Origin of the sequence: Streptomyces sp. PT12 (genome assembly GCF_003311645.1) — a bacterium.
GTDB lineage: Bacteria > Actinomycetota > Actinomycetes > Streptomycetales > Streptomycetaceae > Streptomyces.
This window is the reverse complement of the sequence record NZ_QEST01000184.1, coordinates 12,983-33,710: the sequence shown is the minus strand read 5'-3', so window position 1 is coordinate 33,710 and position 20,728 is coordinate 12,983. Positions and strand designations below refer to the sequence as shown.

The following is a 20,728-nucleotide window of genomic DNA, read 5'->3' as shown; positions in this document are numbered from 1 at the left end:
CACCGCCAGGTCCGCCTTCGGGCCCCGCGGGTTCCCCGCGCCGCCGAGTTGTAACGCCGCGGAGCCGTAACGCCGCCGATGTAACAGGGCGGGGCGGCTGAAAGGGGGTCAGCGCGCCGGGCGGCCCCGGCGATGGGGCCGGTCAGGCGACCCGGCGGCGTAGCTTCTCGCCTGCGAGCGCGCGGGCGGCCTCGTCGGGGACGTGGGCGACCTGGACGCCCAGGTCGCGGGCGGCGGCGAGGTCGACGTTGCCATAGCCGATGCCGTAGCGGATCACGGTGGCCCCGGGGCGCGGGGCCGCCCCCGCCCCCCGGGTCGTCACAGCAGCCCGCGCGCCGCGAGGTTGGCCATCAGGGCGCGGATCCCGAACGTCCAGGGCGCGGCCTGCTCGCTGTGCGCCACCGCGTTGACCAGGGTGCCAAGGCGCGGCGCCGCGATCCGCACCACGTCGCCGAGGTGGTGGGTGAAGCCCTGGCCTGGCGCGTCGCGGTCCTGGGTCGGCGCGAACATCGTGCCGGTGAACAGCATGATCCCGTCCGGGTACTGGTGCAGCCTGCCCATCGCCTGGGACACCAGGTCGAGCGGGTCGCGGCTGATCTCGCGCAGCGAGCTGACGCTCTCCAGCGCGAACCCGTCGGCGCCCGCGATGGTGAGCGAGATGTCGAGGGCGCGGGCGTCGTCGACGGTGAAGTGCTCGTCGAAGAGGCGGATGAACGGGCCGATCGCGGACGAGGCGTTGTTGTCCTTGGCCTTGCCGAGCAGCAGGGCGCTGCGGCCCTCCACGTCGCGGAGGTTGACGTCGTTGCCCAGCGTCGCGCCGACCGCGCGGCCCTTGGCGTCGACGGCGAGGACGAGCTCGGGCTCGGGGTTGTTCCAGGTGGAACGGCTCCAGATACCGATCTCGGCGCCGACGCCCACGGACGACAGGACGGGGGCCTTGGTGAAGACCTCGGCGTCGGGGCCTATGCCCACCTCGAGGTACTGCGACCACAGGCCCTCGGCGATCAGCACGTCCTTGGCGCGCGCTGCCTGCTCGGAGCCCGGCACCAGCTCGCCGATGTGGCCGCCTATCACCTCGCGCACCCGGGCGCGCACGGCGGCGGCGCGCGACGGGTCGCCCGCGGCGCGCTCCTCGATGACGCGCTCGATCATCGAGCGGACGAACGTCACCCCGCACGCCTTGAGCACCTGGAGGTCGCACGGGGCGAGCAGGTGCGGAACGTCGGTGCGCCCGGCGAGCGTCGCGGCGAGCACGTCGTGGACGGGCCATGCCGACGTCGCGGGGGCGAGCCGCGCGAACTCGGCCGCGCCCTCGCGGTCGAGCAGGTCGGCCACGGTCGCCGCGTGGTGGGTGAGGTCGACGAGCTCGTCGTCGCGCAGCGCCACCACGCAGGGCCCGCCCGCCTCGGGGTCGTGCAACCGGCCGATCAGCGTGGCGCGTTCGGCGTCATCGGGCAGGATCTCGGGGAGGTGGGGCGACAGGTCGGGGGCGGTGACCGGCTCGGGGTGGGTCGTGGCGGCGGGGGCGGGTGTGGTGGCAGCCATGGCTCAGCCTCCGGTGTGTGCGTAGCGGCGGGCCAGGTCACGGTAGTGCGCGGCGTTCGCCCTGACCTTCTCGGCCTCTTCCCCGGTCAGCGCGCGGCGCACCTTCCCCGGCACCCCGGCGACGAGGGATCCGGGCGGCACCTGGGCGCCCTCCAGGACGACGGCGCCCGCGGCGATCAGCGAACCCGCGCCCACGCGCGAGCCGTTGAGCAGCACCGCGCCCATGCCGACCAGCGCGTCGTCCTCGACGGTGGCGCCGTGCACGACGGCCCGGTGCCCGACGGAGACGCGGGCGCCAATGACGGCGGGGAAGCCGGGGTCGGCGTGCAGGACGCAGCCGTCCTGGACGTTGCTGCCCGGGCCGATCTCGATGCGCTCGGTGTCGGCGCGGGCGACGGTGCCGAACCAGACGCTCGCCTCGTCGGCGACAGTGACGTCGCCGATCAGGGTCACGCCGGGCGCGAGCCACGCGGCGGGGTCGATGGCGGGGCGGTGGCCGTCGAAGGGGACAAGGTTCATGCGGTGGGAACTCCGTACCAGCGGGCGGCGGTGTGGCCGCGGATCTCGGCGAGGCCGTCGGGTCCGACCCCTGCCCGGGACAGTACGTCGCCCGGGTCGGCGAGCGTGCCCGGGTGGTCGCGGGGCACGACCCGGTGGACGAGCCCCGCCGCGCGCGCCGTCCCCGCGTCCCCCGCGACACCGACGCCGCCGCACCCCCTCGGGCGCGGCGGCGTCGGACGGAGCCGTGGAACGGCCGTGGCTACAGGGCGCTGCCCGCCTGCCAGTCGCTCCAGCTCATGTTCCAGCCGTTGAGGCCGTTGTCGGGCTGGATCTCGCGGTCGGGGGAGTTGATCACGGTGACCACGTCGCCGAGCAGGGACTCCTCGAAGAACCACGCCCCGTCGGTGTCGGGGTCGTCGGCGCCCTGGGTGTCGTTGAGCCCGATGCAGCCATGGCTGGTGTTGGTGGAGCCGAAGACCGAGTCGGCGGCCCAGTAGTTCCCGTGGATGAAGGTGCCCGATGTGGACAGCCGCATCGCGTGCGGGACATCGGGTATGTCGTACTCCCCCTCGCCGTCGTCATCGGTGAATCCGACGGTCGCGCCGTTCATCCGGGTCTCCACGAGCATCTCGGAGATGACCATCGCGCCGTTGTACGTGGGGTTCTCCTCGCTGCCCGAGGAGATCGGGATGGTGCGCAGGGTCTCGCCGTCGCGCACGACCTCCATCTGGTGGGACTCCGCGTCCACGGTGCTGATCTGGGAGCGGCCCACGGTGAAGGAGAACGTGCGGTCCTGCCAGCCGACCACGCCGTCGGAGCCCTCGAGGCCGTCGAAGCCGAGCGAGACGCTGACCTCGGTGTTCGCCCGCCAGTAGTCCTGGGGGCGCAGGTCGAGGCGGGTGTCGCTGAACCAGTGGCCGACCACCTCCTGGCCGCTGCTGGCATTGACCTCGACGGCCGCCTCGATGGCGGCGCGGTCGGTGATGGGCTTGTCGAAGTTGAGCGAGACGGGCATGCCGACGCCCACGGTCGCGCCGTCCTCGGGCGTGAAGTACCCGGTGAAGCTGTTGTCGGGGGAGACCGTCGTGAACGTCCTGCTCTCGTGCGCCTCGCGGCCCTCGCTGTCGCTGGCCTGCACGGTGAGCTGATAGCGCGTGCCCCGCTCGAGCTGGTCGTCGGGCTGCCAGGTCAGCTGGTCGTCGGATATCGTCCCGGCGACGTCGGTGCCCAGCTCGGGCGCCGTCATCACGACCTCGTCGAGCACGCCGTCCTCGACGGCCACGCTCACGTCGTCGTTGATCCCGACGCCCTCGGCCGCGTCGTCGGGTGTGATCGATATCACCGCCGTCGAGGTGTCGGCCTCCTCTGCCGCCCGGTCCGCATCGCTCTGCTCCGACCCCGAGCCCTCCGAGGGCTCGTCGTCTCCGCCGCCACTGCACGCCGTCAGCGTCAACACCCCGCTGAGCAGCGCCGCCGCCGCCATCAGGCCCTTGCGCCGCATCCCGTCCCTCATCTGATCGCTACTCCGTCCGCTGCCGCCCTCCCCGGAGGACATAGGGAAGAACGTCGTTTCGGCGGCAGCCGGTTCCACTCTAGGTGAATCCGTTCGATAGCTCATACGTTCGACTCATACCGTGTCAGATCCATCGGTCCTCGTCGTCAGTCCTCGTCGTCAGTCCTCGTCGTCAGTCCTCGTCGTCGTCGCCTTCCCAGGAGTCCTCGGGGTCATACGCCACGGATTCGCTGCTCCACGACGCCTGGGCCAGGATCACGCCGGGCACCTCGGAGACCAGGTCCACCGGGTCGAGCAGGTAGGCGACGGCCTCGGCCTCGTCGCGCGAGACGGCCTGCGCCGCCTGGTCGCGCTCCTCCCTCGGCATCAGCTCGTCGCCCTCGATGCGCGCCCACGCGGCCCTGATCAGCTCGTCGGGCTCGTTGATCTCCAGCACCATCTCGACGCGGACGCGGACGAAGTGGCCCTCGGGCTCCAGGTCGTCGTGCGCGTCGTCATCGCCGAACTCGTCGTGCTCGTAAAGGTCGTCGTAGCGGTCGTCGTAGCGGTCGTCATGGCGGTCACCGTGGCGGTCGCCGTAGGGGTCTTCGCGGTGGTCGCCGTGTCCGCCGTGCGTGTCGTCGGTCATGGACCGGAGGGTAAGACCCCGCGACACCACCCCTTCCCCGCGACCCGCACTCGCCCGTAACATCGCTCCCCATGGACGGTCAGCCCCGCGTTCCGGATCGCCGCACGCTCATATGCGGGGTTGTCGCCGCAGGCGCGCTGTGTGTCGGGTGGTTCCTGCCCTCGACCTACGCGGACGACGGCGACGACCCCGGCTCCAGCGTCATCCCCATCGAACAGCACGTCGGCGACCTCGAGCAGTCGCAGTAGCGGCCGGGTCCCCGCCCCCTCAGTCCAGCGGTCCTGTTCAGTCCAGCGGTCCCGTCGCCGACTCGGCGGCCGCGACCAGCGCCCCGCTCCGCACGAACGCCTCGGCCGCCGCGAGGTCGGGCGCGAGGAAACGGTCCTCCCCCGCCCCCCGGACGCCTGCGGCGCGCGCCGCCGTCACCACGGCGCGCGCCGCTGGGCCGGGTCCTGGGCCCGGCACGGCGGTGCCGAGGCCGTCGCGCAGTTCGAGCGCGCGCGCCGCCGCGTACAGTTCGATCGCGACCACCCGGGTCAGCCCGTCCACCGCGGTGCGCAGCTTCCTCGCCGCGGCCCAGCCCATCGACACATGGTCCTCCTGCATCGCGGACGAGGGGATCGAGTCGGCGGAGGCCGGGACGGCGAGCCGCTTGAGGTCGGCGACCAGCGCGGCCTGCGTGTACTGCGCGATCATCAGCCCCGAGTCGACGCCCGCGTCCTGCGCGAGGAACGGCGGCAGCCCGTGCGAGCGGTTCCGGTCGAGCAGGCGGTCGGTGCGGCGTTCGGTGATCGACGCCAGGTCGGCCACGGCGATGGCCAGGAAGTCGAGGGCGTAGCCGAGGGGGGCGCCGTGGAAGTTCCCGTTGGACTCCACGCGGCCCTCCACGACGACGGGGTTGTCGACCGCCGCGGCCAGCTCGCGTTCGCCGACCGCCCGCGCGTGCGCCAGCGTGTCGCGCCCGGCGCCCGCGACCTGGGGCGCGCAGCGCACGGAGTACGCGTCCTGCACGCGGGGCGCGTCGTCCTGGTGGTGCCCGGTCAGACCCGAACCGGCCAGCATCCGGCGCATGTTGGCGGCGCTCGTGGCCTGGCCCGGGTGGGGGCGCAGGGCGTGCAGCTCGGGGGCGAGGACGCGCTCGGTGCCGAGCAGCGCCTCGAGCGTGAGGGCGGCGGTGATGTCGGCCGAGGTGAAGAGGCGGGCGAGGTCGGCGCACGCCATCACGAGCATGCCCAGCATCCCGTCGGTGCCGTTGAGCAGCGCAAGGCCCTCCTTCTCGCGCAGCTCGACGGCGGCTATGCCGTGCTTGGCGAGCAGCGCGGCCGCGGGGCGGACCGCTCCGTCGGGGCCCTCGGCCTCGCCCTCGCCGAGCAGCGTCAGCGCGCAGTGCGCGAGCGGGGCGAGGTCGCCGGAGCAGCCGAGCGAGCCGTGCTCGTGGACGACGGGGGTGATGCCCGCGTTGAGCAGCGCGGCCATCGTCGCGGCCACCTCGGGGCGCACGCCGGTGTGTCCCGAGGCGATGGTCTTCAGGCGCAGGAACATCAGCGCGCGCACCACCTCGCGCTCCACGCGCGGGCCGAGGCCCGCGGCGTGCGAGCGGACGATGTTGCGCTGGAGGGTGGCCCTCAGCTCCGGGGTGATGTGGCGGACGGCGAGGGCGCCGAAGCCGGTCGAGACGCCGTAGACCGGCTCGGGTGAGGCGGCCAGGTCGTCGATCACGCGGCGGGCGGCGGCCATCGCGTCGAGCGCCGCGGCCGAGAGCTCCACCGGGGCGCCGCCCCTGGCGACCGCGATGACGTCGTCGAACGAGGTGCCCGATGTGCCGAGGACGACGGGGGCGACGGGCCCGTTATGCATAGCCATATTCAGCAAGCCTAAGGAGTGAATCAACGCCAGTCATCGGGGGGTGCTTTCCTCGCCGGGCGCCGGGCGTGCGCGCCCGCGCAGCCCGCGTCGGTCACCGCCCGGCGCGCCGGGCGCGTCCGCCAGCGCGACGGCCGCGCCGCCCGCCCCTCCGCGCCCCGCCACCACCGGCTCGCGCGCCCCCGCGGCCTTGGCCCGGTACTGGGCGGCGTCGGCGAGCCGGAAGAGGCGGCGCGCGGAGGACACGGGCCCGACGGCCTCGGCGGTGGAGGCGATGCCGCACGCGACCCCGGAGCCGATGTCGAGCTCGCCCGCGCGGCGGCACAGGTCGCGGGCGGCGCGTTCGACGTGGGCGAGCCCCGTGCCGTCGGCCAGCAGGCAGAACTCGTCTCCCCCGAGCCGCCCGGCCAGCGCCCCGGGAACGGAGGCGGCGCACACGGCGAGCACCGCGCCGAACCGTTCGAGCAGCCGGTCGCCCGCCGCGTGGCCATAGGTGTCGTTGACGCGCTTGAGGCCGTTGATGTCGCACACGACGAGGCTGACGACGGCGCCCGTCGCACGGTGCCGCTCCACGGCCTCGTCCAGGCGTATGTCCACCGCGCGGCGGTTGGCCAGGCCGGTCAGGGGGTCGGTGAACGCCAGCCGCCTGGCCTCGGCAAGCCGCTCGTGCTGCGCGAGCCCGGCCGCCACGACGGCCGCGAGCACGGTGGCGAAGTCGGCGTCCCGCGCGGTGAACCCCGGCTCGTCGGGGCCGCGCGCCACTTGGAGCTCCCCCCAGATCCGGCCGTGCAGCACGGCGGGCGCGACCACGCGGCACGACCGGCCGCTCCGGCGCTGCGCCTCGGCGCGCGGATCGGAGGACGCGCCCTCGGCAAGCGACTCCACGCGGGCGCGCGGCTCCCCGGCTATCTCGGGGAAGTCGCCCACGGGGTACGACTCGTCGGCGGGGAACGCCTCCTCACCCTCGGCCAGTACCCCCTCGTTGACGACGACCCGCAGGCGGCCCCTCGCGGTATCGATGACGGCAAGCGCGGCGAACGCCCCGCCGAGCGCCTCGCGCGCCCCCGCGGCGGCGGCCAGCGCGACATCGGGGAGCGCCTGCGCGGCGGCCATCGCCTGCGCCAGCTCCACGACGGCCCGCAACCGCCTCTCGTCACCCACACGCCCAGGCTATGGCCGTTCGCACGGGTCCACCTCCGGTGAGGTCCGACGCCCCGGCGCTGGCGCGCCGGGGTCCGGCCGCGCGCGGCAGCGCCCCCTCGCGCCGCCCGGCCCGGGGGGGGTGCGGCGCGACCGCCCGACGGGGCACGCCACCCTGTCCGGCCGGAGGCCGGTGCGCGCCGCCCCGGCCCGCCCGAAGAACCCGACCGACGCCTCCAGCCGCCGCACACGAGACCGGCCCCGGCCGACGCGCACGCCGCCCCGCCCACCGGAGGCCGGTGTGTGTTCAGGGCAGGGTGACCAGGCGTATGACGCCGAGGCCCCGTACGCGCCCGTGGCGAACGAGCGCGCGCCTCACCGAGCCGCCGCTCACCGACCCGCCACCGCCCGGTCGTTGACGGCCGCCCCTACGCGATCGGCGGCTTCGCCCAGCGTGGCGCGCGCTTCTCGTTGAACGCCGCCACGCCCTCCTTCCGGTCGGGCGAGAACGCCACCGTGCGCCACGCCGCGTCCTCCACCTCGAGGCCAGCGGGAAGGGGCAGGCCCGCGCCGGTGCGCAGGGCGCGTTTCGCGGCGCGCAGGCCGATCGGGGAGTTGGCGGCCATCCGCGCCGCCAGCGCGAGCGCCGCCTCGCGCGCCCCGCCGCGCTCCGTCACCTCGTCCACCAGGCCGAGCGCGTGCGCCTCGTCCGCCGCCACCCGCCGCCCGGTGAAGATCAGCTCGGCCGCCCTGGCCGCACCCACGCGCCGCGGCAGCAGCTGCGTCCCGCCGCCGCCGGGGATCACCCCCACCGTCACCTCGGGAAGGCCCACCACCGCCGTCGGGTCGGCGATGATCAGGTCGCACGACAGCGCCAGCTCGTAGCCGCCGCCGAGCGCGAACCCCTCCACCACCGCCACCGCGGGCACCGGCAGGTCGAGCACCCCGGTGAACGCCGCCCGCAGCACCGCGCGATGTCGGCCGAACTCCTCGTCGCTCAGGCCGTTGCGCTCCTTCAGATCGGCGCCCGTGCAGAACGCGCGCGCCTGCGTCGAGCTGATCACCACCGCGCGCACGCCCCCGTGCACGGCGAGCTCGCCGCACGCCGCGGTCACGCCGCGCGCCAGCTCCGTCGAGATCGCGTTCATCGCCCCTGGCCGGTCAAGAAGCAGCTCGGCCACATGGCCGTCCACCCGCACCGCCACCCACTCCCCATACCGCCGCTCGTCCATGGTCTCCCTCCGGGCCAGCTCGTGCGCCGGCGCGCGCCGGACCAGCCGAACGATAGCGGCACCTCCGTACACTCACATACGCGCCAAATTCACATCAGAACTCATCAAACGCAGACATACGGCTCACAGCCAGAGGAGGCCCGCCCGGTGACCACCCAGAAACCCACCGCGACCCGCCCCACCGACACCGGGCCGCTCCCCGTGCGCGGGCCGGGCCCCGTGCCCGTCACCCTCACCGTCAACGGCGCCGAGCACCGCGTCGCCATCGAACCCCGCGTCAGCCTGCTCTCCGTCCTGCGCGACTCCCTGCTCCTCACCGGCGCCAAGCGCGGCTGCGACCAGGGCACGTGCGGCGCCTGCACCGTGCACGTGGACGGGCGCAGGGTGCTGTCGTGCCTGACCCTGGCCATCGGCTGCGAAGGACGGCGGGTCACCACCGTCGAAGGGCTCGCGGACGGCGACGAACTCCACCCGATGCAAAAGGAGTTCATCGCCTGCGACGCGTTCCAGTGCGGCTACTGCACCCCCGGCCAGATCATGTCGGCCATCGCGCTGCTCGACGAGGGCCACGCGTCGGACGACGACGAGATCCGCGAGTGGATGAGCGGCAACCTCTGCCGCTGCGCCACCTATCCGCACATCACCGCCGCCATCCGCGCCGTGCGCGACACGGCGTCCGACCCCTCCTGAGGTGCCACACGACCATGCGCCCCGTCACCTACTCCCGCGCCTGGGCCGTCGCCGACGCCGTCCACGCCGTCACGGCCGACCCCGAGAGCGCCTATCTCGCGGGCGGCACCACCGAGATCGACCTGCTGCGCCAGAACGTTGCCACCCCGGGCCGCCTCGTCGACATCAACGACCTCCCCCTCACCGGCATCGAGGAGATCCGCCCGCGCGGCGGCCTCGTGATCGGCGCGCTGGCCCGCATGAGCGACGTCGCCGCCGCCCCCGCCGTCCGCACCCGCTTCCCGCTGCTCGCCCAGGCCCTTGAGGCGGGCGCCTCCGCCCAGCTGCGCCACATGGCGACCATGGGAGGCAACCTCATGCAACGCGTGCGCTGCGGCTACTTCCGCGACACCGAGTCGCCGTGCAACAAGCGCCGCCCCGGCAGCGGTTGCGGCGCGCTCACCGGCGTCAACCGGGGCCATGCCGTCCTCGGCACGTCCGAGCACTGCATCGCCACCCACCCCTCCGACGCCGCCGTGGCCCTCGCCGCGCTCGACGCCCGCGTGCACACCCGCACTTCGGCGGGGCACGGCGCGTACCACGTCGACGACTTCTTCCTGCTGCCCGGCGACACGCCGCACCGCGAGCACCCCATCGAACACGGGGAGTTGATCACCTCGATCGAGATCCCCGACACCCCGACCGCCCGCAACTCCACCTATCTGAAGATCCGCGACCGCGCCTCGTACGAGTTCGCGCTCGTCTCCGTCGCCGCCACCCTCCAGCTGGAGCAGGGCCGGATCAGCGGCGTGCGGCTCGCGCTCGGCGGCGTCGCCACCAAGCCCTGGCGGGCCAGGCGCGCCGAACGCCTCCTGCTCGGCGCGAGCGCCGACCGGCGCGCGTTCGCCGAGGCCGCCCGCGAGGAGATGGCCGATGCCGCACCGACCCCGATGAACGCGTTCAAGGTCGAGCTGGCCCAACGCGCCGTCGTCCGAGCCCTGGAGAGCCTGGCATGACCGCGACCACCCCCACCCCCGCCATCGGCCGCCCGCTCCCCCGCGTCGACGGCCGCCCCAAGACGACCGGCACGGCACGTTACTCCGCCGACATCTCGCTTCCGGGGCTCACCCACGCCGTCCTCCTCGGCGCCGCGATCGCGCGCGGCAGGATCACCGCGATCGACGCGACCGAAGCCCTCGGCGCCCCCGGCGTGCTGGCCGTTCTCACCCACGAGAACCTGCCACGTGTCGCGGCCCAGCCGCCCCTGCTGCCCTCGCTCGCGGGCGGCCCCTCGCCGGGCCAGACGTTCTGCCCGATGCAGGACGACAGGATCCACTACGCCGGGCAGCACATCGCCGTCGTCGTGGCGGACACCTACGAACGCGCCCTGTACGCCGCCCGCCTCGTCCATGTGCGCTACCGCGAGGAGGAACCGGTCGCCGTCCTCGACCAGGGGCGCGACCAGGCGTATGTCCCCGAGAAGATCTTCGGCGGCCTCATCCCCGGCAGCAGCGCGCGAGGCGACGTCGACGCCGGGCTCGAACGCGCCGAGGTGCGCGTCGAGGCGACGTACACGTTCGCGCCCAACCACCAGAACCCCCTGGAGACCTCGGCGACCACGGCGCTGTGGGAAGGCGGGCGGCTGTTCCTGTACGACGCGACGCAGGGCCCCGCCGCCACGCAGCACACCGTCTCGGTGATGCTCGGCGTCCCGCACGCCGACATCCGCGTGTTCAGCCACTACGTGGGCGGCAGCTTCGGCTCCAAGGCCAGCACCTGGAACCACCCGCTGCTCGCGGCGCTTGCCGCGCGGCACGTCGGGCGGCCCGTGCGGCTGGCGTTGACGCGCGAGCAGATGTTCACGTCGTGCGGGCACCGCGAGGAGCAGGAGCACAGGATCGCGCTCGGCGCCGACCGCGACGGCAGACTCACGGCGCTGCGCCACCACAAGCTGTCGCTCACCTCGCACTTCGACGACTGGGCCGAGACGTCGCTCGAGGCGCCCGCGCAGGTGTACGCGTGCCCGGCGCACGAGGGCGTCTACCGGCTGGTGCGCGGCAACACCATGACCCCGACGTTCATGCGCTGCCCCGGCGAGGGCTCGGGGATGTTCGCGCTGGAGAGCGCGCTCGACGAGCTGGCCGCGCGGCTCGACATCGACCCGCTCGAACTGCGGCTGCGCAACCACGCCGACCGCGACCCGGCCAGCGGCAAGCCGTGGTCGAGCCACGGCCTGCGGGAGTGCTACGAACGCGGCGCCGAACGCATCGGCTGGCACCGGCGCGTGGCCGGGCGGCCCGAGCGCGAGGGGCCGTGGACGATCGGGCTGGGGATGGCGTCCGCCGTCTACCCGATCGTTCCGCCGAGCAACCCCCAGCGCGCCAGGGCCAGGATCTACGCTGACGGCAGCGCGGTGGCGCAGGCGGCGACGGCCGAGTTCGGCACGGGCGCGGCGACGGCGATGGCGCAGGTGCTCGCCGACGCGCTGGGGCTGCCCGTGGAGCGGTGCCGCTTCGAGGGCGGCGACACCGACCTGCCCAACGTGGCCTCCGCGGTCGGCTCCACCGGCGCCTCCATGGTCGGCTCGGCGGTCCACCTGGCGGCGGTCGCGCTGCGCGACCAGCTGATCGGCCGGGCCGTCGCCGACGAACGCTCGCCGCTGCACGGCGCGGACCCGGGCGCGGTGACGCTCGCGGACGGGCGGATGGTGCTGCGGGACGACCCGGGCACGGGCGAGTCGTACGCGGAGCTGCTGACGCGCACCTTCCAGCCGGACGCGGAGGCTTACGGCTCCTTCGGGCCGCCCGAAGGCGAGCCTTCGGCGGCGATGATCACGCTGGGGGCGCACTTCGTGGAGGTCGCGGTGGACGACGAGCTGGGGCGCGTGCGCGTCCGGCGCATGGCGGGGGCGTTCGCGCCGGGGCGCGTGCTCAACGCCAGGACGGCGAAGGGGCAGTTGATGAGCGGCATGCTGTGGGGGATGAGCCAGGCGCTGCTTGAGGCGACCCACATGGACGCGGCCACGGGCCGCTGGGCGAACCCCTCGCTCGGCGACTACCTGATCCCCGTCCACGCGGACACGCCCGAGGTGACGGTGGACCTGATCGAGACGGAGGACGACATCGTGAACCCGCTGGGCGTGAAGGGCGTCGGCGAGATCGGCCAGTCGGGCACGGCGGCGGCAATCGCGAACGCGATCCACCACGCGACGGGCCGAAGGATCCGCAAGCTGCCGATGACGGTGGAAGACACCCTGTAGCCTGCGGCGCCCCGCCGCCCGCCCTCCGGGCGGGACCCCCTCTCGACCAGAGGCCGCCCCCGGCCCGGGGCCGCCCCCACCCGCAGGAAAGGGCACGGGGTACCGCCCCTGACCACCGGCGTCGCCACACCACCCGCGACAGAAGAGAACCGGCCCCAACCACGACACCCCCGGCCTACGGCCGGGAAGAAGCGTCCCCACCCCCGGGCGCGGGGCGCGACCCCGCAACCCCGGGCCTCCAGCCCGGGAGTACCCACTCACCCCTTTCCGCCCCGGCAGAAGACCCGGGGCTCCGCCCCGGAACCCCGGTCCGCGAGCCCCGCCGCTCAAAGAGGGCCAGGGGCCACAGCCCCGCCCCCACGCCCTATCCCACGGCGCAAGGGGTACGGGGCGGGTCCCCACCACCCCGGCCTCGGCGCACAACGGGGCCAGGGGCGCAGCCCCGAAGAAGCCGCCACGCAATGGCACCACCCCACCTCCCTGGCAAAGGGAGCACGGGGCACCGCCCCGGAACCCGCCCACGACGCGAAGCAGCGCCCGGGGCGCAGCCCCCAACAACCCGCCGCTCAACGGCACCCCGGCGACAGCCGCGCCCGGGGCGCAGCCCCGAAAAGCCCCGCCACCCAGCGGCACCGGCGCAGCCCACGACGAAAGGGGCCCGGGGCACCGCCCCGAGCCCCCGCAGACGGGCGCGCTCCGCGCGCGTCGGTCGCCCGGCAAGGGCTATGCGCGGCGGCTCAGCAACCACGGCTCCACGATGCCAAGGCCCCGCACCGGCCGCTGGTACAGCGGTTGCAGGGCGAAACGGTACTGCGCCACCCTGCCCTCCTCCGTGTCCGCCGTCTTCTCCGACTGCGGCGCGAGGCCCGCCGACGTGAGTTCTTCGCGCGTCGCGCCGTCCACGAGCACCATGTCCTTGGGCGCTATCGACGTGAGGCGGCTCGCGAGGTTCACGGTGTTCCCGAAGACGTCGCCCATGCGCGTCGTCACCGTTCCGAACGCGATCCCGACGCGCAGCTCCGGCATCATCGGGTCGTCGCCCAGCGTCTCCACGAGCCGCAGCCCGATGTCGGCCGCCATGCCCGCGTCATCCGCCGCGAACAGCACCTCGTCGCCCAGCGTCTTGATCAGCCGCCCGCCCTGCGCCGCCACCAGGTCGGCCGCCGTCGTCTCGAACGCCTCGACCAGCTCGCCGAGCTGCTCCTCCTCGAGGCGCCGCGTCAGCCGCGTGAAGCCCACCAGGTCGGCGAAGCCGACCGCCAGGCGGCGGTTCACCATCTCCTCGTCGTCCTGCGCCTGCACCACGCGCCCCGTCGCCGCGGCCAGCTGCCGCCGCCACACGTACACCAGGAACTCCTCGAGCTCCGGAAGCAGCAGCTCCACCAGCGGATACGCCACCTCGGTGCGCGTCATCCCCGGCTCGGGCGGCTCCGTCAGGCCCTCCAGGAACGAGTCGATCTGCCAGTCCGCGAGGCGCGCCGTCGTCTGCCCGGTCGAACGCGCCACCTGGATCGCCATCGACTCGCTCAGCAGCCCCGCCTCGACCATCCCGGCCAGGCGCCGCAGCGCCAGCACGTCCGCCTCGGTCAGGGCCCTGGCCTGGCCGATGTCGGGGAAGCCCATCGCCCGCCAGAGCCGCGTGGCCAGGTCCATCGGGACGCCCGCGGCGCGGGCCGCCTGGAACGGCGTGTACTGCCGCTCCGCGCCGATGATCAACTGCTCGATGCGCAGCGCGATGTTCTCGGGGGTTTCGGGGTTGTCGGCGTCGTCCACCGGCCCTGGGGCCGCGTTGGTGCCGTCGTCTGCCGGGCCGCCCGCGTCAGCCTCGGCCACGGCCACCGCCCGCCTTCAGGGGGGGAATCCCTTCGCTGCGCACTGCCGCCCTACCGTTCCGCTCAGCCGCGCCCATGGGCGGGCACGGTCGTTCCCGCTCGCCGCTCCGCCGCCGCCCGCGCGGGGCGTCACGCACAGGCCCAACCCTACGGCAGGTGTGCCCTAAGTCACGTCGTCCGGAGATGCACGATGTCCGCCGCGGCCAGGGGGTGGCGCGTGCCGTCGGCGGCCGTCACGACCAGCCGTCCCTCGCCGTCGAGCGCCGTCGCCGTGCCGCGCAGCTCGCCGCCGCCGGGCAGCTCGGCGCGCACGGGACGGTCGAGCGTCGCGCAGCCCGCCACATACGCGTCGAGCACGCCGCTGGCCGCCGGGTCGCCGCACGCGGCGAGCCACCGCGTGTACCACTCGGCGAGCGAACGCAGCACCGCGCGCAGCAGCGGGTCCCGGTCCGTGGAGACGGCACCGGCGAGCAGGAGCGAGCCCGCGTGGGGCACGGGCAGCTCGTCGGCGCGCAGCGAGACGTTGACGCCGATGCCGAGCACGACCGTGCCGTGGCCCGTGCGCTCGGCGAGGATGCCGCCGCACTTGCGCTCCTCGCCCTCGACGGTCACCAGCAGGTCGTTGGGCCACTTGAGGGCGGTGTCCACGCCCGCCGCGCGCGCGACGGCGGCCGCGGTGGCGACCCCGGCGAGCAGCGGGAGCCAGCTCAGCCGCTCGGTGGTGACCTCGGGCTCGGTCTTGAGCAGCACCGAGAAGAACAGCCCCGAGCGCGGGGGCGCGCTCCAGCCGCGCCCGAGCCTGCCGCGCCCGCTGGTCTGCTCCTCGGCGACCAGCACGGTCCCGGCCGAGGCGCGGCCCGCGCGGGCGGCCTCGGCGAGGTCGGCGTTGGTCGATCCCGTGGACTCGACGATCTCCAGCTGGGTCCACAGGCCATCGGGCCAGATCATCGCGGGGCGCAGGGCCCGGGCGCTGAGCGGTGGGCGGTCGAGGTCGGACCAGCGGCTCCCCGGTGAGGTCATGCGGCCAGGGTACGGGTGTGGCCAACGCCGCACCTCCGGGGCGGGCCCGCGCGGTTAGCCTACGGAGCGGTAGCCGTCCAAGCCCTCGACGGCGGCCCCGACAGCTTCCGACAGCCCCCGACGACGAGGAGCGCACCCGTGGCCGAGAACATCCACACCACCGCTGGCAAGATCGCCGATCTGGCGCGCCGGACGGAGGAGGCCACACACGCGGGGTCAGCGCGGGCGGTGGAGAAGCAGCACGCCAAGGGCAAGTTGACGGCGAGGGAGCGGGTGGAGCTGCTGCTGGACGAGGGGTCGTTCACCGAGTTGGACGAGTTCGCGCGGCACCGCGCGACCGGCTTCGGGATCGCGGCGAACCGCCCGTACGGGGACGGCGTGGTGACCGGCTACGGCACGGTGGACGGGCGGCCCGTCGCGGTGTACTCGCAGGACTTCACGGTGTTCGGCGGCTCGCTCGGCGAGGTCTACGGCGAGAAGATCGTGAAGGTGATGGACTTCGCGCTCAAGACGGGCTGCCCGGTGATCGGGATCAACGACGGCGGCGGGGCGCGGATCCAGGAGGGGGTCGTGGCGCTCGGCCTGTTTGCGGAGATCTTCCGCAGGAACGTCCACGTCTCGGGCGTCGTGCCGCAGATCTCGGTGATCACGGGGCCCTGCGCGGGGGGCGCGGTGTACTCGCCCGCGATCACGGACTTTACGGTGATGGTCGATCAGACCTCGCACATGTTCATCACCGGTCCCGATGTGATCAAGACGGTCACGGGCGAGGACGTCGGCTTCGAGGAGCTCGGCGGCGCGCGGACCCACAACACCGTGTCGGGCGTGGCGCACCACATGGCGGGCGACGAGAAGGACGCGTTCGACTATGTGCGCGCGCTGCTGTCGTACCTGCCGTCCAACAACCTCTCCGAGCCCCCCGCCTTCCCCGAGGAGGCCGACCTGTCCCTCACCCCCGACGACGAGGACCTGGACGCGCTCGTGCCGGACTCGGCGAACCAGCCGTACGACATGCACGAGGTGATCGAACGGGTGCTTGACGACCGCGAGTTCCTGGAGACGCAGGCCCTCTTCGCGCCCAACGTCATCACGGGCTTCGGGCGCGTCGAGGGCCAGCCCGTGGGGGTGGTGGCCAACCAGCCGCTCCAGTTCGCGGGGTGCCTCGACATCAACGCCTCGGAGAAGGCGGCGCGTTTCGTGCGGACGTGTGACGCGTTCAACGTGCCGGTGCTGACCTTTGTCGACGTGCCGGGCTTCCTGCCGGGCACGGACCAGGAGTACAGCGGCATCATCAGGCGCGGGGCCAAGCTGATCTACGCGTACGCGGAGGCGACGGTGCCGCTGATCACGGTGATCACGCGCAAGGCGTTCGGGGGCGCGTACGACGTGATGGGCTCCAAGCACCTGGGCGCCGACCTGAACCTGGCCTGGCCGACGGCGCAGATCGCGGTGATGGGGGCGCAGGGCGCGGTCAACATCCTGCACCGGCGCGCGCTGGCCGCGCTGGAGTCGGACGAGGAGCGCGAAGCCGAACGCGCGCGCCTGACACGGGAGTACGAGGACGCGCTGCTCAACCCGTATGTCGCGGCCGAGCGCGGCTATGTGGACGCCGTGATCCCGCCGTCGGCGACGCGGCGCCACGTGGTGCGCGGGCTGCGGGCGCTGCGGAACAAGCGGGCGCAGCTGCCGCCCAAGAAGCACGGGAACATCCCGCTGTGAGCGCGCCCGTCGAGAGAGTCGAGGAAGTCGAGAGACATGAGAGGGGAGCACCCGTGATCCGCGTCGTGCGCGGCAATCCGACCGCGGAGGAGCTGGCCGCGGCCCTCGCGGTCGTCCAGGCGCGCGCCGCGGCGGCTGCCGCGGCCCCGCCGCCCCCCGAGCGCCCCCGCTCGCCATGGTCCTCCCCGGCGCACAACCTCCCCCGCGCGCTCCCGGCCCCAGGGCACACCGCGTGGCGCACCAGCTACCGGCGCGCGTAGCACGGGGCGGCGCTCGCGCGCCTGAGTACGCCTACTCAGGCGCGCGAGCGCCGCGCGGTGCACCCTGTGCGCCATGCTGTGGTCGGACCTGAGGAAGAGGGCGGACGCCCAGGACGACGAGGCGCGGGCCGCGCGGGCCATGCTCGGCCGGGTGGGCTGGGTGCTCGCCGTCGCGATGGTGACGGCTGCGGCGCTGCTCCTGCGATGACGCCGCCGCGCTCCCGGCTGTCAGAGGGCCCCGTTACGCTGGCCGCCATGGAACGTCCCACGCCCACCCGCCGTTTGGTGCTCGCCTCCCAGTCGCCCGCGCGGCTGACCCTGCTGAGGCAGGCCGGGCTCGCGCCCGAGGTGATCGTCAGCGGCGTCGACGAGGACGGCGTGAGCGCCGCGTCGCCCGCCGAGCTCGCGCGCGCCCTCGCCGAGGCGAAGGCCGCGGCCGTCGCCGCGCGCCCCGAGGCGGCCGGGGCGTTCGTCGTGGGCTGCGACTCGGTGCTCGAGCTCGACGGGCGCGCGCATGGGAAGCCGCGGGACGCGGAGGACGCCATAGCCCGCTGGAAGGCGATGCGCGGCAGGTCGGGGGTGCTGCACACCGGGCACTGCGTGGTCGACGCCGCGTCAGGGGAGCGCGCGGCCCAGACGGAGTCCACGACCGTGCGGTTCGGCAGCCCTTCGGACGCCGAGGTCGCCGCCTACGTCGCCACGGGCGAACCCCTGCGCGTCGCCGGCGCGTTCACCCTCGACGGCAGGTCGGCGCCGTTCGTCGACGGGATCGAGGGGAACGCCGGGAATGTCATCGGCCTTTCCCTGCCCCTGCTGCGCACCCTGCTGGCCAGGCTCGGGACCCCGATCACCGACCTCTGGACCGCCGCCGCCCCCGCCGCCTGACTCCCCTGGCACGCCGGGCCCGTCGGGCGCGTCGGGCGCGTCGGGCGCGCGGGGAACGTCGGGGGGCGGATAGAGCGTCAGGGTCAGCATGAGCAGCCCGAAGACCGCCATCAGCACGAGGAACGCGGGCCAGCCCACCAGGCCGACCGACAGCGCGCCGAGCACCGCGTGCAGCACGGCCGCGCCCGCGAGGGCGGCGCGCGCGACCCTGCCGGGCGCCGCGTCGCGCACCGCGACGCGCGCGAGCAGCGCCCCGCACACCAGGAGGAATGCCGCGACAACGCCGCCCGCGGTCCACGCCCCGACGCTGATCGTCGTCGCCGATACGCCCCCGATCGTCATCTCCTGCCGCTCGGCGGCCAGTCCGAGGACCAGATGCACCAGTCCGAGGACCAGCGCGCCGCCGAGGGACACCACCGCCGCCACCGCGGCCACGCTTCGTCTGCCCCGGTTCACGCCGCGCACGCTACTGCCGGGTAGAGCGCGGGACAACCCCTCGCGCCCCCTCTGTTCGTCGCGCAAAGTTTCCCGGGGCTCTTTGTGGGGTTCTCACAAGCCCCTCTCGTCGCTGATGTGTCAGCTCGATGGAGGCCCAAGGCGTAGTCGCACGTCTAAGGTAGAGCCCAGCGAGGCGCGTACCTTGGTACCGCAAGGCAGCACGTCCGTCGGGTGGTGAGCCCTCACAGCCCGTGTGGGCAAGGTCACCTACTCGGGCGACTCGTTGTGAGGTGTCGCCCGTACATAAACTCGCCTTGTTCCGAGGAGGGAGCCATCGTGCGCAAGGTGCTCATCGCCAACCGCGGCGAAATCGCCGTTCGGGTCGCCCGGGCATGCCGTGACGCAGGCATCGCCAGTGTGGCCGTCTACGCCGAGCCGGACCGTGACGCGCTGCACGTGCGCGCCACCGACGAGGCGTTCGCGCTGGGCGGCGACACCCCCGCCACCAGCTACCTGGACATCGACAAGGTGCTCAAGGCCGCCGCGGACGCGGGCGTGGACGCCGTGCACCCCGGCTACGGATTCCTCTCCGAGAACGCCGACTTCGCGCAGGCCGTCCTCGACGCGGGCCTGACCTGGATCGGCCCGTCCCCCGACGCGATCCGCGCGCTCGGCGACAAGGTCGCCGCCCGGCACATCGCGCAGCGCGCGGGAGCGCCCCTGGTCGCCGGGACGACCGACCCGGTGTCGGGCGCGGACGAGGTGGTCGCGTTCGCCCGCGAGCACGGCCTGCCGGTCGCCATCAAGGCGGCGTTCGGCGGCGGCGGCCGCGGCCTGAAGGTCGCCAGGACCCTCGAGGAGATCCCCGAGCTCTACGAGTCAGCCGTGCGCGAGGCGCAGGCGGCGTTCGGGCGCGGCGAGTGCTTCGTCGAGCGGTATCTCGACCGGCCCCGGCACGTCGAGACCCAGTGCCTCGCCGACGAGCACGGCCAGGTCGTGGTGGTCTCCACGCGCGACTGCTCGCTCCAGCGCCGCCACCAGAAGCTTGTCGAGGAAGCCCCCGCGCCCTATCTGACCGAGGCGCAGAACGCCCAGCTGTACGCCGCGTCGAAGGCCATCCTCAAGGAGGCGGGCTATGTCGGCGCGGGCACCTGCGAGTTCCTGGTGGGCCAGGACGGCACCATCTCGTTCCTCGAGGTCAACACCCGCCTCCAGGTCGAGCACCCGGTGACCGAGGAGATCACCGGCATCGACCTGGTGCGCGAGCAGCTGCGCATCGCGCGGGGCGAGAAGCTGGGATACGGCGACCCCGAGCGGCGCGGGCACTCGATCGAGTTCCGCATCAACGGCGAGGACCCGGGGCGCGGATTCCTGCCCGCGCCCGGCACGGTCACCACGTTCGCGCCCCCGCTCGGCCCCGGCGTCCGCGTGGACACCGGCGTGGAGTCGGGGTCGGTCATCGGCCCCGCGTGGGACTCGATGCTGGCCAAGCTGATCGTGACCGGCGCGGACCGCGGGCAGGCGCTGGAGCGCGCGGCGCGCGCGCTGGCGGAGTTCCGGGTGGAGGGCATGGCGACGGTGCTGCCGTTCCACCGCGCGGTGGTGACCGACCCGGCGTTCGCGCCCGAGGTCACCGGGCGCGAGGGCGAGCCGTTCTCCGTCCACACCCGGTGGATCGAGACCGAGTACGTCAACGACCTGCCCGCCTTCGGCGCGGGCGCGGCGGCCGAGGCCGAGGAGGGCGTCAGCCGCGAGACGGTGGTCGTCGAGGTCGGCGGCAAGCGCCTGGAGGTCTCGCTGCCCGCCACGCTGGCGATGCCGCTGGCGCGCGCGGCGGTCGCCGGGGGGGCGCGCCCCGCGCGGCGCAAGCCCACCAAGCGCGCGAGCGCCGCCGCCACGGGCGAGACGCTCGCGTCCCCGATGCAGGGCACGATCGTCAAGGTCGCCGTGGAGGAGGGGCAGCAGGTCGAGGAGGGCGAGCTGGTCATCGTCCTGGAGGCGATGAAGATGGAGCAGCCCATCAACGCCCACCGCTCCGGCACCGTCGTCGGCCTCCAGGCGGACGTCGGCGCCTCGGTCTCGTCGGGCGCCGTCATCTGCGAGATCAAGGACTGAGCGGGATCAAGGACTGAGCGGGATCAAGGGCTGAGCGAGATCAAGGGCTGAGCGAGATCAAGGGCTGAGCGAGATCAAGGGCTGAGCGGGATCAGGGACCGAGCCAGGG

At 74.0% G+C, this 20,728-nt stretch carries 20 protein-coding genes; 9 read left to right on the top strand and 11 right to left on the bottom strand.

Annotated features, from left to right (window positions below):
• Nucleotides 1-142: 142 nt before the first annotated feature.
• From DEH69_RS20620 to DEH69_RS32995, 6 genes are all read right to left on the bottom strand, one after another.
• On the bottom strand, nucleotides 143-322 hold the full coding sequence (locus DEH69_RS20620) for a hypothetical protein (RefSeq protein WP_113688465.1): 180 nt from the start codon (nucleotides 320-322) through the stop codon (nucleotides 143-145).
• The gene (locus DEH69_RS20615; protein ID WP_113688464.1) at nucleotides 319-1,545 is read right to left on the bottom strand and encodes a fumarylacetoacetate hydrolase family protein; all 1,227 of its coding nucleotides are present in this window, start codon (nucleotides 1,543-1,545) and stop codon (nucleotides 319-321) included. The genes DEH69_RS20620 and DEH69_RS20615 overlap by 4 nt, the downstream gene beginning before the upstream one ends.
• Before the next feature lie 3 nt (nucleotides 1,546-1,548).
• The gene (locus tag DEH69_RS20610) at nucleotides 1,549-2,064 is read right to left on the bottom strand and encodes a gamma carbonic anhydrase family protein (RefSeq protein ID WP_113688463.1); all 516 of its coding nucleotides are present in this window, start codon (nucleotides 2,062-2,064) and stop codon (nucleotides 1,549-1,551) included.
• Complete coding sequence (locus DEH69_RS33000; RefSeq protein WP_258534839.1) at nucleotides 2,061-2,192, bottom strand: hypothetical protein; 132 nt, start codon at nucleotides 2,190-2,192, stop codon at nucleotides 2,061-2,063. The genes DEH69_RS20610 and DEH69_RS33000 overlap by 4 nt, the downstream gene beginning before the upstream one ends.
• Before the next feature lie 113 nt (nucleotides 2,193-2,305).
• Nucleotides 2,306-3,559, bottom strand: coding sequence for an Ig-like domain-containing protein (locus tag DEH69_RS20605; RefSeq protein WP_113688462.1), 1,254 nt, complete (start codon nucleotides 3,557-3,559; stop codon nucleotides 2,306-2,308).
• 172 nt (nucleotides 3,560-3,731) lie between these two features.
• Nucleotides 3,732-4,187 carry a hypothetical protein gene (locus DEH69_RS32995; protein WP_258534838.1) on the bottom strand — a complete coding sequence of 152 codons (456 nt, stop codon included), beginning with the start codon at nucleotides 4,185-4,187 and terminating at the stop codon, nucleotides 3,732-3,734.
• A 71-nt stretch (nucleotides 4,188-4,258) separates the two neighbouring features.
• Between DEH69_RS32995 and DEH69_RS31675 the strand changes: the two genes are divergently transcribed.
• Nucleotides 4,259-4,435, top strand: coding sequence for a hypothetical protein (locus DEH69_RS31675; protein ID WP_181727528.1), 177 nt, complete (start codon nucleotides 4,259-4,261; stop codon nucleotides 4,433-4,435).
• Nucleotides 4,436-4,472: 37 nt separating this feature from the next.
• Here DEH69_RS31675 and hutH read toward each other — a convergent pair whose 3' ends face one another.
• From hutH to DEH69_RS20585, 3 genes are all read right to left on the bottom strand, one after another.
• A complete protein-coding gene (gene hutH, locus DEH69_RS20595; protein ID WP_113688461.1) occupies nucleotides 4,473-6,044 on the bottom strand; it encodes a histidine ammonia-lyase in 1,572 nt (523 codons plus the stop codon).
• Nucleotides 6,045-6,083: 39 nt separating this feature from the next.
• Nucleotides 6,084-7,211 (bottom strand): GGDEF domain-containing protein, encoded by a 1,128-nt coding sequence (locus DEH69_RS20590; protein ID WP_113688460.1) that lies wholly within the window; start codon nucleotides 7,209-7,211, stop codon nucleotides 6,084-6,086.
• A gap of 407 nt (nucleotides 7,212-7,618) precedes the next feature.
• Nucleotides 7,619-8,422, bottom strand: a complete 804-nt coding sequence (locus DEH69_RS20585; RefSeq protein WP_113688459.1) for an enoyl-CoA hydratase/isomerase family protein — start codon at nucleotides 8,420-8,422, stop codon at nucleotides 7,619-7,621.
• 147 nt (nucleotides 8,423-8,569) lie between these two features.
• Here DEH69_RS20585 and DEH69_RS20580 point away from each other — a divergent pair, with 147 nt between their 5' ends.
• Genes DEH69_RS20580 through DEH69_RS20570 form a run of 3 tightly spaced genes read left to right on the top strand, consistent with a single transcriptional unit; the run spans nucleotide 8,570 to nucleotide 12,350 of the window.
• Nucleotides 8,570-9,112: a 2Fe-2S iron-sulfur cluster-binding protein gene (locus tag DEH69_RS20580; RefSeq protein WP_309302884.1), complete on the top strand. Its 543-nt coding sequence runs from the start codon at nucleotides 8,570-8,572 to the stop codon at nucleotides 9,110-9,112.
• Nucleotides 9,113-9,126: 14 nt separating this feature from the next.
• Nucleotides 9,127-10,107, top strand: a complete 981-nt coding sequence (locus DEH69_RS20575; RefSeq protein ID WP_113688458.1) for a xanthine dehydrogenase family protein subunit M — start codon at nucleotides 9,127-9,129, stop codon at nucleotides 10,105-10,107.
• Nucleotides 10,104-12,350 (top strand): xanthine dehydrogenase family protein molybdopterin-binding subunit, encoded by a 2,247-nt coding sequence (locus DEH69_RS20570; protein WP_113688457.1) that lies wholly within the window; start codon nucleotides 10,104-10,106, stop codon nucleotides 12,348-12,350. Before DEH69_RS20575 ends, DEH69_RS20570 begins: the two co-directional genes overlap by 4 nt.
• A gap of 723 nt (nucleotides 12,351-13,073) precedes the next feature.
• Here the strand turns inward: DEH69_RS20570 and DEH69_RS20565 are convergent.
• Both DEH69_RS20565 and DEH69_RS20560 read right to left on the bottom strand, forming a co-directional pair.
• Complete coding sequence (locus tag DEH69_RS20565; protein ID WP_113688718.1) at nucleotides 13,074-14,123, bottom strand: adenylate/guanylate cyclase domain-containing protein; 1,050 nt, start codon at nucleotides 14,121-14,123, stop codon at nucleotides 13,074-13,076.
• A 227-nt stretch (nucleotides 14,124-14,350) separates the two neighbouring features.
• Nucleotides 14,351-15,202 carry a biotin--[acetyl-CoA-carboxylase] ligase gene (locus DEH69_RS20560; RefSeq protein WP_113688456.1) on the bottom strand — a complete coding sequence of 284 codons (852 nt, stop codon included), beginning with the start codon at nucleotides 15,200-15,202 and terminating at the stop codon, nucleotides 14,351-14,353.
• 138 nt (nucleotides 15,203-15,340) lie between these two features.
• On the opposite strand from DEH69_RS20560, the gene DEH69_RS20555 reads away from it, so the two are divergent.
• The 5 genes from DEH69_RS20555 (at nucleotide 15,341) to DEH69_RS20535 (ending at nucleotide 20,619) form a co-directional block, all read left to right on the top strand.
• Nucleotides 15,341-16,921: an acyl-CoA carboxylase subunit beta gene (locus DEH69_RS20555; RefSeq protein WP_113688455.1), complete on the top strand. Its 1,581-nt coding sequence runs from the start codon at nucleotides 15,341-15,343 to the stop codon at nucleotides 16,919-16,921.
• Nucleotides 16,922-16,974: 53 nt separating this feature from the next.
• Entirely contained in the window at nucleotides 16,975-17,181 is a 207-nt protein-coding gene (locus tag DEH69_RS20550) for an acyl-CoA carboxylase epsilon subunit (protein ID WP_113688454.1), read from the top strand.
• Between the two features lie 73 nt (nucleotides 17,182-17,254).
• Entirely contained in the window at nucleotides 17,255-17,389 is a 135-nt protein-coding gene (mmpB, locus tag DEH69_RS32990) for a morphogenic membrane protein MmpB (RefSeq protein WP_258534837.1), read from the top strand.
• Between the two features lie 47 nt (nucleotides 17,390-17,436).
• Nucleotides 17,437-18,066 (top strand): nucleoside triphosphate pyrophosphatase, encoded by a 630-nt coding sequence (locus DEH69_RS20545; protein ID WP_113688717.1) that lies wholly within the window; start codon nucleotides 17,437-17,439, stop codon nucleotides 18,064-18,066.
• Between the two features lie 774 nt (nucleotides 18,067-18,840).
• A complete protein-coding gene (locus DEH69_RS20535) occupies nucleotides 18,841-20,619 on the top strand; it encodes an acetyl/propionyl/methylcrotonyl-CoA carboxylase subunit alpha (RefSeq protein ID WP_113688453.1) in 1,779 nt (592 codons plus the stop codon).
• Nucleotides 20,620-20,728 lie beyond the last annotated feature (109 nt).